Raw genomic sequence first — 11,879 nt, 5'->3', positions numbered from 1 at the left:
AATCGCCGGAAACAACGCAAAAAAGCCTTTCAATCGTCGATTGGAAGGCTTTCAGTGACCCGACAGGGACTCGAACCCCGAACCGTCAGCTTAGAAGGCTGATGCTCTATCCAGTTGAGCTATCGGGCCTGGATATGTTTTGTTATTCCGTGTGGCTTCTGTACATGCCGAGCAGCATCTTCGATACTTTCTCGTACCGCTCGTACAGGTCTTGCGCTTGCGCCAGGGGGATCATGCCCAGCTCGCCCAGCACTTGCAGAATGGCCACGCATTCAAACACGGCGCTGCGCGCAATGGTAATGTAATGCTTTTTGTCGGCCGTTGTCATGCGGCCGGTGCCTTCGGCCAGGTTGAGAAGGATGTCCATGCAGGCTTTTCGCCACTGGTCCTTGATGTAGGGATCCATCTTCTCGCTTGAGAAAACGATCTTCAGTGAATCCGTCACCAGCGTTTTGGCGATCTGGTAGACCTCTAATTTCTCAAAATCAAACATGGCGGCGCTGGCTTAATCGTTATCCCAACCACGAGCGGAGAGAGGGGGATTCGAACCCCCGGTACCGGTTGCCCAGTACGGCAGTTTAGCAAACTGCTGGTTTCAGCCACTCACCCACCTCTCCGTGTTATGTGTCCTCTTTGCGCTTGCGGGCCTGTCTGCCGGTAGGCAGGTGTGGCATCCCTTAGCGGGCTTGCCTTTTGGCCTCAAAAACGGGCTTTTTCAAAAAGGAAGTGCAAATATAGAAGTTGCCCGTAAACTATCGCCAAGCCGGGGCAAAATAGTTTATCTTTTCTCGTACCATTTCTTCTTGGCCGGTTTCAACAACGCCCCCGACAAGGCTGCAAAACCTCCTACAAGTCCACCGACCACCGCGGTCATGACAAACAGCAACGTGTTGTCTTGCAGCGTGAAGATGCGCGCTACGCGCGTGCTCAGGTCGGTCGAGGCTTGGGAGTCGATCATCCATGCCTTGAGCGCCCACAGCGACGCGATGGCCAGGAACCCCGCAAGAAAATTAGCCCCCGAACGCACAACGTACCCGGCAAAGAAGGCGGCCACCACGATGACGTACCACGGAAAGAAGAGCTCGAGTACGTAGGCCAAAACAAAGATCACGATCAGTTGCAGCAGGAATTTCATTCTTCAGAGGGTGTTAGCACAATAGAGGAAAACCTGTCGGCCGCCTGGCCGGCAGTTTGTAGAAAATGCAGCGCGGGATACTTTCCGTTCACCCACGGGTCGATCATGTCTGCGTAGTGCGGACTGCCCGGGTTGCCCGACTGTCCACCGGGGTATAATCCCCAGGCTTTGACACCGGTCTTCTCCAGGCTTACGACCATTCTCCACGACGGTCCATGCGTCTTTGAAAACGCGTTGACGATGTCGTGATTACCACCGGCATTCACTGCTGCGCTGAGCGGCTCCAGGCGCAGCAGGTGGTTGATGCGACTGTCTTTATAGGCGCCCCACGGCACCTTTGTGCTGCCGGCGTGGTCTTTTTTCCATTGCTCGACTGTCTGCACACTCTTGCTGAAGGCCAGGCGTACAATGTCGGCGACGGTCTCTTTCTGCGGTGTCCGTTGGATGTCGAAGAATGCCAGGTCGGGCTTTTCGCGCATCAGCCGGAGGGTTGTATATGTGGAAGGAACGTCCAGCAAGGTGTCGCCTTTGAGCAGCTCGTCCCAGATCAACCCGGGGTACAGGCTGTCCCACCAGGCTTCGTAGTAGGCGGCTCCTTCGGCGTCGGCGGTGTTGGTATAGTTCCAGGCTTTCAGGATGTCGAAGGCCGTCATCTCGGCAGGAGAGAGGCGGGCCGAGTCGAGCTGTTTCAACCACGCCGGTAAGCTTTCGGCCGCCTTCAGGTTGTAGTTGTCGGTTTGCAGGGCCATCATGTCCGCCACGGTAAGGCTGGTGTCCTGGCCCAGGACGCTGTTGATGCGGCGGTTGCGATACGCTTCCCAGGAAGATGCGGTGATATAATACGGATAGGTATTGTCTACCGGGTATTGGTTGGCGGAGCTGACGAAGCCGCGCGGCGGATTGCGATAGGTGATGTTCTGCTCCACCGGTATAAACGCCTGCCAGCCGTTGGTGCGGATGCTGCCGTCGAGCACAAAGCGGCCTTCATTCTTGCGGCGTGCCGGGAACTTACCCTGGATGCGCATGGCGACATCGCCCTGCACGGAGGCAAAGACAAAGTTCTGCGCGGGCGCCTGGTAGGTGTTCAGCGCTTCTTTATAGTCGTCAAAGCTGCGCGCGCGGTTCAGCTTGTAAAAGGTCAGCAACTCGAGCGACGGATCGTGGGCGATCCAACGGAAGGCATAGTCGACGTGGTTGTTGTTGCTGCGGAACGTGTGGTCGTATGTGATCGGTCCCCAGTGGGTATAATAGACGGTGTCGGATACGGCATCTTCGCCGCGTACCGCGATCGTTTCGACAACGGGCCGGGTGTCGGCCCAGCGCTCGTCGAGCCGGTATTGCCGGCGGCTGCTGTCTTTATAGGTAATGCGGAACCAGTCGATGAGGTCGCGTTGCGCATTGGTCACGCCCCATGCCACGGAGTCGGTAAAGCCGATGATGATGCCCGGGGTACCGGGCAGGGATGCGCCCATGCAGTTGGCGCCGGGACCGTGGAGCTGGACGACGTACCACAGCGACGGCAGCGACAGGTTGAGGTGCGGGTCGTTGCAAAGCATGGGCGTGCCGGTGGCGGTCTTGCTGCCGTGCACCGCCCAGTTGTTGCTGCCCGTGGTCGGGTCGGCGCCGGGTTTCTTTTTTACCTGGATCAGCTCGGGCGGCAGGGCCATCGGTACCGAGTCTGACAATACGCCGGCAAACTTCCAACTGCCGGGCTGGTCGACGATGGGTTCGCCGACACCTTCCTGGTCGGGGTAAAGCAGGTCGACCACCTCGGGGCCGAAGAGCCGCAGGGCGTTGGTCATTTCCATGTCCTTGTCGCGCATACACAGGCTGTAGGCCATGTTCTTGAGCAGCAACGCCGACTTGAGGGGCGTCCACGGCTCGGGCCGGTAGTCCAGGAGTTTGTATTCGAACGCCAGGTCGCCGTAGTGGAGCGACTGGATATAAGCGTTGATACCCTCGGCATATTTTTCGATCATCATCCGCGTTGTGTCGTTCTTCATCATCGATTCGAGCGCATGCTGCGCGCCGTAGGCCATGCCCAGGCGGCGCATATAGCGGTCGTTCTCGAGTCCGGCAGGGCCTGCGATCTCGGCGACGCGCCCCGCGGCGGCATGTGTCTGGATCTCCATCTGCCAGAGGCGGTGCATGGCGGTGATATAGCCTTGCGCCAGGTATAGGTCGGCATCGTTCGAGGCAAAGATGTGCGGTACGGCCAGGCTGTCGAACACCAGCGTGACCTTGTCTTGCAGGCCGGGTATCTGCAGCTCCGCGGGAGGCTTATAGCCCCGGGGTTCGATATTTTGCCAAAAGCCGTGGAACGGGTCGAGCAGCTTGCCCAGCGGTGGGAGGGGAGCCTTGCCGATCACCCAGCGGTTGTCCAGGAAATACACGAGGGCCAGGGTCATGGCAAAGGAGACGAAGAACTTAAATAAGCGCATGTCGGGGCGGTTCCGGAAATAATAATATCGTGTTTAAAGCCGTGAGCGGGGCCGGCTCAAACTTTTTCCGTTCAAAATAGAAAGCTTTTCCTAATTTTCGGATGGATTTTCCACGAAAAAATTTAGCTAAATCGTTTGAAACAGATTTTATCCAAATACACCAAGGAGCAGGTCCGTCGGGCGGGCCTGATCAAGGCGATCTTCTTTGATGTGGACGGCGTGCTGACCGACAGTAAGATCATTTACGACGAGAACGGCCGCGAGATCAAGAACTTCAACGTCAAGGACGGACAGATCATTTCCCACCTGAAGCGTGCGGGTATCCTTACCGGGGCAATCTCGGGCCGCGAGTCGGGCGCGACGGCCAAACGCTGCGCCGAGCTCAAAGTGGACTTCTGCCACCAGGGTATCATGGACAAAGCTTCGACGTTCGAGAAGCTCGCCAAGCACTATAAGCTGAAGCTGAAGGAAGTAGCCTTCATCGGCGACGATATCAACGACCTGGCCACCCTGTCGCGTGCCGGCCTGGCGGTTTGCCCGTGCGATACCTTCGACTATATCAAAGAACGCGTACACCTGGTGACCTTTGCCAAGGGCGGTCGTGGCGTGCTGCGCGAAGTAGGCGACCTCGTGCTGGCGGCACGTGGTGAGTTCGACCAGATTTTGGATGTTTAGGACCAACGAAGAAAAAACAAATTATGGATAAGTTTAAAGATACCGTACAGATCGCCGACCGCATCACCCTCGGGGGTGAACGCATGGTGCTGTTTGGAGGCCCCTGCGCGGCCGAGAGCTATGACATTTGCATGGAGACCGGCTCGCAGGTAAAGGCCCTGTGTGAGAAGCTCGATATTTCTTATGTCTTCAAGTCGTCGTTCGACAAAGCCAACCGCACCTCGTCGGGTTCGTACCGCGGGCCGAGTGTAGAGGGTGGGTTGGATATCCTGCGCCGCGTGAAGAAAGACCTGCAGGTGCCGATCGTCACCGACGTGCACGAGTCGTACCAGTGCGCGGAGGCTGCCGAGGTAGCAGACGTGCTGCAGATCCCGGCCTTCCTGTGCCGGCAGACCGACCTGCTGAAAGCCGCGGCCCGTACCGGCAAAGCGGTCAAGATCAAGAAGGGCCAGTTCATGGCGCCCGAAGACATGAAATACGCCGTAGACAAAGTGCGCGGCGAGGGTAACAATAACGTGTTCCTGACCGAGCGTGGCGCCAGCTTTGGCTATCACACCCTGGTGGTGGACATGCGCTCGCTGCCCATCATGCGGCAGTATACACCGGTGATCTTTGACGTGACCCACTCGGTGCAGCAGCCGGGCGGCAAAGGAGGCTCGTCGGGCGGTCAGCGCGAGTTTGCGCCGTTCCTGGCCCGTGCTGCGGCCGCTGCCGGCGTGGATGGTTTCTTTATCGAAACACACCCGAACCCTGAAAAGGCCTTGAGCGATGGCCCCAACATGATCCCCCTGCACCAGATGGAGGACTTTCTGCGGATGCTCAAACGTTACTGGGAGCTGCACACGCTGCACCACTAAGCTCCGCAATCGATAAAAAGGGGAAATTCGGTACTACCGAGTGTTTGTACGATCGAATTTCCCTTAACCTTTCCAATTTTTTCCTTGCACACTGCTGCATTCGTTTTACCTTTGTAATATCTACCAGTTTAGTGGTTTTTATGAAGAAGGCGCATATTCATTGTTGTTGCTACTTGTGTTGAGCCTCCCGGCTCACCTCTGCACTGTATTTATCCACCACCAACTTTCTGTATCATCGTGAATCATATTTATCCCATACAAACTAAGGTCAGCCAGGCGCAGCGTGAGGCATTGCTGCAACAGCGCGCGGTTGTCCTGTGGTTTACCGGTCTTTCAGGCTCGGGTAAATCCACCCTGGCGGTACAGCTGGAAGCCCACCTGCACCTGCAGGGCTTCAAGACATACCTGCTGGACGGCGACAACATTCGCAACGGTCTGAACAAGGACCTTTCGTTCACCGACGAAGGCCGCGTGGAGAACATCCGTCGCATCGGTGAGGTGTCGCGGCTGTTTGTCGATGCGGGCATGATCGTATTGTCGGCTTTCATCTCGCCGTTTGCGGCAGACCGCGAGCAGGTGCGGGCGATCGTAGGGGCGGAGAATTTTGTTGAAGTGTTTGTCGATGCGCCGCTGGAAGTATGCGAGCAGCGCGACGTGAAGGGGCTGTATAAAAAGGCACGTGCCGGCGAGGTAAAGAACTTTACAGGAATCGACTCGCCGTATGAGCCACCCGTACAGCCTGATGTACATATTCCCACGCATTTGCAAAGCGTGGAAGAATCGATGGAAACGTTGCTTTCGTTCCTCCGCAGCCGGATCAGCCTGAAAGCAGCCGTGTAAAATGTTATATGTGTGAATTGACCTGAACTTTAGAACATGAGTAATCCATATTACCTGAGTCACTTAAAAGAACTGGAAGCCGAAGCGATCTTCGTGATCCGTGAAGTTGTCGCGCAGTTCGAAAAACCCGCACTGCTGTTTTCGGGCGGCAAGGATTCTATTGTCCTGGCGTATCTCTCGCGCAAGGCGTTCGCGCCGGCGCGGATCCCGTTTCCCCTGGTACACATCGACACCGGTCATAATTTTCCGGAGACGATGGAGTATCGCGACTGGCTCGTGAACGAGCTCGGCGTAAAGCTGATCGTAGGCTCGGTACAGGAGAGCATCGACAAAGGCCGTGTGCGCGAAGAGACGGGTGTCAACGCCAGCCGAAACGCCCTGCAGACCGTCACACTGCTGGACACGATCGAACAACATAAGTTCGATGCCGCCATGGGCGGCGCGCGGCGCGACGAAGAGAAGGCACGCGCCAAGGAGCGGTTCTTTTCACACCGCGACGAGTTCGGCCAGTGGGACCCGAAGAACCAGCGCCCGGAGCTCTGGAACTTGTTTAACGGCCGCAAACACATCGGCGAGCACTTCCGGGTGTTCCCCATCTCGAACTGGACGGAGATGGATGTGTGGCAATACATCTATAGCGAGAACATCCCGATCCCGACGCTCTACCTGTCGCACGAGCGCGAGGTGATCGAACGCGACGGCGCCTTGTTGTCGACGTCACCCTGGCTGCAGTTGAAGGCCGGCGAGATCCCCACGAAGCGCATCGTGCGTTTCCGTACCTGCGGCGACATGCCGATCACGGGCGCGGTAGAATCGTTTGCCGACACCATTGAAAAGATCATCGAAGAGGTAGCCTCTTCGCGGAAGACGGAGCGGGGCACGCGCGCGGACGACAAGCGCTCGGAGACCGCCATGGAAGACCGGAAAAAATCAGGCTACTTCTAAACCAAGACGACCACCACCATGAGCAATATCAACAACCAGCTTCTACGTTTTACAACAGCCGGCAGTGTAGACGACGGAAAGAGCACCCTGATCGGCCGCCTGTTGTACGACAGCAAGTCAATCTTTGAAGACCAGCTTGCCGCCGTGGAAGCCTCGAGTGCCAAGAAAGGGTTCGATTATGTGGACCTGTCGCTGCTGACCGACGGCTTAAAATCCGAGCGTGAGCAGGGCATCACCATCGACGTGGCCTATCGTTATTTTGCCACGCCCAAGCGTAAATTCATCATTGCCGATACACCGGGCCATATTCAATATACCCGCAACATGGTGACCGGGGCCTCGACCGCCAACCTGGCGTTGATCCTTATCGATGCGCGCAAAGGATTGGTCGAGCAGACGTTCCGCCACTCGTTCATCGCTTCGTTGCTGAAGATCCCGCACATCATCGTCTGCGTGAATAAAATGGACCTCGTGGAATACGACCAGTCTGTGTACGAGCGCATCGTCGACGAGTATAAAGCGTTCTCCTCGAAGCTCGAAGTATCGGATATCCAATTTGTACCGATCAGCGCGCTGGCGGGCGACAACGTCGTAAACCGCTCGGAGGCCATGAGCTGGTACCAGGGCGCGACGCTGCTGCACATGCTGGAGACCGTGCATATTGAAAGCGATCATAACCATATCGACAGCCGCTTCCCCGTGCAATACGTGGTGCGTCCGCAGTCGAAAGAGCATCATGACTTTCGCGGCTATGCGGGCCGCGTGGCGGGTGGTATTTTCCGCCCGGGAGATGATGTGACGGTATTGCCTTCGGGATTTCAGTCGAAGGTAAAGGCGATCCACTTTGGTAGTGAGCTGCTGGAGGAGGCCTTCGCGCCGATGTCGGTCACGCTGACGCTGGAAGACGAGATCGACATCAGTCGCGGCGATGTTATTGCCAAGCCCAACAACCAGCCGCAGGCCGAGCAAGACATCGACCTGATGCTGTGCTGGATGAACCAGCGCCCCGTCAACCTCAATACCAAGCTCTATGTACGCCACACGTCACGCGAAGTGCGCGGTGTGCTGAAAGAGATCCAATACAAGCTGGACATCAACTCGCTGCACCGCCTGGAAAACATCGACCAGCTGACGATGAACGACATTGCCCGCGTAAGGATCCGCACGGCGCAGCCGCTGCTGATCGACAGCTATCGCAAGAACCGCATTACGGGCAGTGTGATATTGGTAGACGAAAGCACCAACGAGACCGTCGCGGCGGGCATGATCGTTTGATGGATCTGCCCGCGCTACTACCCATCGCGCTGAACGCCGCCCGCGAGGCCTGCCAGGTGATCCTGGAAGTATATACCTCCGGCGATTTTCAGGCAGAAGCCAAAGGCGACCAGTCGCCCGTGACCCGTGCCGACAAGCTGGCGCACGCGGTCATTGCCGGGCACCTGGCGCCCACGGGGCTTTTTGTGCTGAGCGAAGAAGGAAAGGAGATGCCCTACGATACCCGCAAGGACCTGCCATACTTCTGGATGGTCGACCCCCTGGACGGCACAAAAGAATTTCTCAAACGCAACGGCGAATTCACGGTAAATATCGCCATTATTCATCAGCAGCGCCCGGTACTGGGCGTGGTGGCGGTGCCCGTTACCGGCGATGTATATTACGCTGTGGAGGGGCACGGTGCGTTCCGCGCGCGCGAGGGGAAGGCAGAGGCCCTGGCGCGTCGTACGCCGGTCACCCTGGATCAGCCGCGCCTGCGCGTGGTGGCGTCGCGCTCGTATATGAATGCGGAAACAAAAGATTTTGTCGATGCGCTGGAAGCACCGTCGTTGTTGTCGAAAGGCAGTAGTTTGAAATTTATGTTGTTGGCGGAAGGCGCGGCGGATGTATATCCCCGCTATGCACCCACGATGGAGTGGGATACCGCGGCCCCGCATGCGATCTTACACGAAACGGGCCTGCGCATTCTGCAGGCAGGGCAGGAACACGAGCTGGTATATAACAAACCCTCGCTGCTGAATCCTTCTTTTCTTGTGCTTTGACGGAGCCGGGGTGTGGAATTGCTACTACATCTTTTTTTACGCCGCTTTTTAATTTTTAGCTGTTGTTAAATTATTTAATCGGGTTCATATTGTCGCGACAGTATATTTCGCAAACGATGTAAGTCATAGCGCAAGCATTGCCATAGAATGTTTTGTTTACGTGTAAGAACGACTATTTATCTTTGTTGAGGCCCGTCAAACACTGCATTATACCGATTAAGCAGCGATCGGTATGTTATCTTAATGTCAATAAATCATTGAAAGATTTAAACGCCGAGTAAAGTTAATCTCTAAGAGGTCGGGTATTTTTACACCACTAACTTACACTCAACCTAAAACAAAAGCTATGGTGAAAATTTTACGTTTCGCCTGTTTGAGCATCGGCTTGATGCTTGTAACAGCGATAGTATCACTCGCACAAACGGGCTCCGTTCGCGGCGCTGTCGTAGACAATGAGACGGACGAAACCGTTGTCGGTGCCAGCGTTCTGCTGAAAGGCACAACAACGGGTGTTACGACCGATGCCGATGGCAAATTCACACTTGAAGGTGTTCCAGCCGGGCCGGCAACTATCACAATTTCGTTTATAGGGTATACTTCCAAAGAAGTAGCCGTAACGGTTACAGCGGATAAGGCAGTCAATGCCGGACAAATCCGGTTGGCCAGCGAAGCCATTGGCTTGGACGAAATCAGTATCGTGGCCTCGATCGGTATCGACCGGAAAACCCCGGTAGCATTATCCACGGTACGAGCGGAAGCGATCGAGACCAAACTGGGCAACCAGGAGTTTCCCGAGATTCTGCAAACTACACCCGGTGTATATGTAAACAAAGCCGGCGGTGGTTACGGCGACTCGCAAATTACCATTCGCGGTTTTGAAAGCACCAATGTGGGTGTACTGATCAACGGTATACCGGTAAATGATATGGAGAACGGCACGGTATACTGGTCGAACTGGGTAGGTCTGGCTAATGCCGCCGGTACTGTACAGGTGCAACGCGGTCTGGGGGCTTCGAAAGTGGCGATCCCATCTGTGGGGGGTACGATCAACGTGATCTCAAAAGCTTCTGCCGCGCAGCGCGGGGGAAGTGTTTTCTTAGGTACTGGTAACAACAACTATCAGAAACAAACGCTGGCACTGAATACCGGCCTGTCCGAAAAGGGCTTTGCGCTGTCATTGTCACTGGGGCAGACGAAGGGTGATGGTTATGCCGACGGCACACAGTTCAGCGGTTACGAATATTATCTGGCGCTTGCGAAGAAGTTCAACACCCAGCACGAGATTACTTTCACGGCACTGGGCGCCCAGCAGCGTCACGGTCAGCGTCAGAACCGCTCGACGATCGAGACAATCCGGGATAACAAACGCGGTATTCGCTACAACCCGGATTGGGGCTATAAGAATGGCAAGGTTACGTGGGCGGAAGACAATTTCTACACCAAACCGTTGTTCTCGTTGAACCACTACTGGACCATCAACGAAAATACGGAACTGTCGACGGTGGCGTATGCATCGTTCGGTACTGGTGGGGGTGGTGGTGTGACGACAGTGTCGGGTACACCCAACGTGTTCAGCACGGACGCTGCCAGTGGCGGGTTGCGCACCGACGGCGCGATCGACTTTGACGCGATCATGGACGTGAACGAAGCCCGGGGCACGGCAGGTTCTGCTGCCATTCTGCGTGCTTCGCGTAACGACCATACATGGTATGGTTTACTGTCTACGCTGAACAAGCAAGTAGGCTCTAACTTGAGCATCCTGGGAGGGATCGATTTCCGCTATTACTACGGTGAACACTTTACCGAGTTGACAGACCTGCTGGGCGGCCAGTATTATCCCGATGCAACCAACGTCAATAACCCGGGTGCCCGGGCCGAAGAAGGAGATAAGATCCTCTATAACAACGATAACGTAGTGATCTGGGAAGGCGCCTTCGTGCAAGCTGAATACACGGTGGATAAACTTACGACCTTCCTTACGCTGCAAGGTTCTAACACCAGCTATAAACGCATCGATTATTTCAACTACCTCGACTCAGACCCCAACCAGGAGACCCCGTACTACAACTTCTTTGGCTGGGGTGCAAAAGGTGGAGCCAACTATAACGTGACAGACAACCACAACGTGTTTGCCAACATCGGTTATTTTGAACGTGCTCCTTTTGTCGACGCGGTATTCCGGAACTTCAGAAACGATGTGAACAAAGATGCGGCGCCCGAAAAGATTACCAGCTTTGAAGTAGGATACGGCTATCGCAGCGGCATCCTGACCGCGAATGTCAACGTGTATCATACCCGCTGGAGGGATAAGTTTTTTGCGCAGAACGTAGCTTCGGCAACACCGGGCAACCCGCCGCTGACGGCGAACATCACGGGGGTGAATGCATTACACCAGGGTGTAGAGATCGATCTGAAGGCGATCCCTACCAGCAACCTGACTCTGAACGGGATGTTGTCGGTCGGAGACTGGACCTGGCAGAATAACCTGACGGATGTGCCGGTATTCGACGACACGCAAACACAGGTTCGCACGGTAAACCTCTTTATTAAAGATACCCACGTGGGCGGTTCGGCGCAGACTACGGCTGCCTTGGGTGCCCGCTACGAGCTTTTTGACGACTTCCATCTGGCATTCGATTATACCTATTTCGCCAATAACTACGCGTACTATGACCCGTTGAGCCGCAACGATGAAAAATACAGCGGCAAAGATCCCTGGAAGATGCCGGACTTCGGTCTGGTAGATTTGAATGCTTCGTACAAATTCATCATTTCAGAGGGCATCAACGGTACGCTGTCGGGCAACGTGTACAATCTGTTTGATACCGACAACATCAAGAACGCAAGCGACGGCGTTGACAGCGACTGGCAGTCGTCATTTGTGTATTACGGCTTTGGTCGTACTTGGAGCCTGGGCCTGAAAATTAGTTTCTAACCTGAAAACACTGTT

Annotated in this window: 10 protein-coding genes and 2 tRNA genes; 7 read left to right on the top strand and 5 right to left on the bottom strand. The window is 55.5% G+C overall.

Going from position 1 to position 11,879, the window contains the following annotated elements; translation table 11 throughout:
• Nucleotides 1-55: 55 nt before the first annotated feature.
• The 5 genes from KK078_RS07695 to KK078_RS07675 all read right to left on the bottom strand — a co-directional run bounded on the left by KK078_RS07695 (nucleotide 56) and on the right by KK078_RS07675 (nucleotide 3,576).
• Nucleotides 56-129, bottom strand: a tRNA-Arg gene (locus KK078_RS07695).
• 13 nt (nucleotides 130-142) lie between these two features.
• On the bottom strand, nucleotides 143-493 hold the full coding sequence (locus KK078_RS07690; protein ID WP_254089668.1) for a four helix bundle protein: 351 nt from the start codon (nucleotides 491-493) through the stop codon (nucleotides 143-145).
• 35 nt (nucleotides 494-528) lie between these two features.
• Nucleotides 529-617 (bottom strand) — tRNA-Ser (locus KK078_RS07685).
• A 161-nt stretch (nucleotides 618-778) separates the two neighbouring features.
• Nucleotides 779-1,135, bottom strand: a complete 357-nt coding sequence (locus tag KK078_RS07680) for a hypothetical protein (RefSeq protein ID WP_254089667.1) — start codon at nucleotides 1,133-1,135, stop codon at nucleotides 779-781.
• Nucleotides 1,132-3,576 carry a penicillin acylase family protein gene (locus KK078_RS07675; RefSeq protein WP_254089666.1) on the bottom strand — a complete coding sequence of 815 codons (2,445 nt, stop codon included), beginning with the start codon at nucleotides 3,574-3,576 and terminating at the stop codon, nucleotides 1,132-1,134. The genes KK078_RS07680 and KK078_RS07675 overlap by 4 nt, the downstream gene beginning before the upstream one ends.
• A gap of 135 nt (nucleotides 3,577-3,711) precedes the next feature.
• On the opposite strand from KK078_RS07675, the gene KK078_RS07670 reads away from it, so the two are divergent.
• The 7 genes from KK078_RS07670 to KK078_RS07640 all read left to right on the top strand — a co-directional run bounded on the left by KK078_RS07670 (nucleotide 3,712) and on the right by KK078_RS07640 (nucleotide 11,864).
• On the top strand, nucleotides 3,712-4,251 hold the full coding sequence (locus KK078_RS07670) for a KdsC family phosphatase (protein WP_254089665.1): 540 nt from the start codon (nucleotides 3,712-3,714) through the stop codon (nucleotides 4,249-4,251).
• A gap of 23 nt (nucleotides 4,252-4,274) precedes the next feature.
• Nucleotides 4,275-5,108 carry a 3-deoxy-8-phosphooctulonate synthase gene (gene kdsA, locus KK078_RS07665; protein ID WP_254089664.1) on the top strand — a complete coding sequence of 278 codons (834 nt, stop codon included), beginning with the start codon at nucleotides 4,275-4,277 and terminating at the stop codon, nucleotides 5,106-5,108.
• Between the two features lie 237 nt (nucleotides 5,109-5,345).
• Nucleotides 5,346-5,948 (top strand): adenylyl-sulfate kinase, encoded by a 603-nt coding sequence (gene cysC / locus KK078_RS07660; RefSeq protein ID WP_254089663.1) that lies wholly within the window; start codon nucleotides 5,346-5,348, stop codon nucleotides 5,946-5,948.
• Between the two features lie 36 nt (nucleotides 5,949-5,984).
• Nucleotides 5,985-6,893 (top strand): sulfate adenylyltransferase subunit CysD, encoded by a 909-nt coding sequence (gene cysD / locus KK078_RS07655; protein ID WP_254089662.1) that lies wholly within the window; start codon nucleotides 5,985-5,987, stop codon nucleotides 6,891-6,893.
• A gap of 18 nt (nucleotides 6,894-6,911) precedes the next feature.
• Complete coding sequence (cysN, locus tag KK078_RS07650; protein ID WP_254089661.1) at nucleotides 6,912-8,168, top strand: sulfate adenylyltransferase subunit CysN; 1,257 nt, start codon at nucleotides 6,912-6,914, stop codon at nucleotides 8,166-8,168.
• The gene (cysQ, locus tag KK078_RS07645; protein WP_254089723.1) at nucleotides 8,168-8,929 is read left to right on the top strand and encodes a 3'(2'),5'-bisphosphate nucleotidase CysQ; all 762 of its coding nucleotides are present in this window, start codon (nucleotides 8,168-8,170) and stop codon (nucleotides 8,927-8,929) included. The genes cysN and cysQ overlap by 1 nt, the downstream gene beginning before the upstream one ends.
• Before the next feature lie 346 nt (nucleotides 8,930-9,275).
• On the top strand, nucleotides 9,276-11,864 hold the full coding sequence (locus KK078_RS07640; protein ID WP_254089660.1) for a TonB-dependent receptor: 2,589 nt from the start codon (nucleotides 9,276-9,278) through the stop codon (nucleotides 11,862-11,864).
• Nucleotides 11,865-11,879 lie beyond the last annotated feature (15 nt).

This window comes from Dawidia soli, assembly GCF_018598185.1.
GTDB classification, from domain to species: Bacteria; Bacteroidota; Bacteroidia; order Cytophagales; family Cyclobacteriaceae; genus Ohtaekwangia; species Ohtaekwangia soli.
Note: the sequence above shows the minus strand (reverse complement) of the source record. Positions and strands in the feature narration are given on the sequence as shown.

Bases quoted from the DNA above. Each gene is read 5' to 3' on its own strand.
- KK078_RS07690 (WP_254089668.1), bottom strand. From the start codon at position 493: ATGTTTGATTTTGAGAAATTAGAGGTCTACCAGATCGCCAAAACGCTG.
- KK078_RS07680 (WP_254089667.1), bottom strand. From the start codon at position 1,135: ATGAAATTCCTGCTGCAACTGATCGTGATCTTTGTTTTGGCCTACGTA.
- KK078_RS07675 (WP_254089666.1), bottom strand. From the start codon at position 3,576: ATGCGCTTATTTAAGTTCTTCGTCTCCTTTGCCATGACCCTGGCCCTC.
- kdsA (WP_254089664.1), top strand. From the start codon at position 4,275: ATGGATAAGTTTAAAGATACCGTACAGATCGCCGACCGCATCACCCTC.
- cysD (WP_254089662.1), top strand. From the start codon at position 5,985: ATGAGTAATCCATATTACCTGAGTCACTTAAAAGAACTGGAAGCCGAA.
- cysN (WP_254089661.1), top strand. From the start codon at position 6,912: ATGAGCAATATCAACAACCAGCTTCTACGTTTTACAACAGCCGGCAGT.
- cysQ (WP_254089723.1), top strand. From the start codon at position 8,168: ATGGATCTGCCCGCGCTACTACCCATCGCGCTGAACGCCGCCCGCGAG.
- KK078_RS07640 (WP_254089660.1), top strand. From the start codon at position 9,276: ATGGTGAAAATTTTACGTTTCGCCTGTTTGAGCATCGGCTTGATGCTT.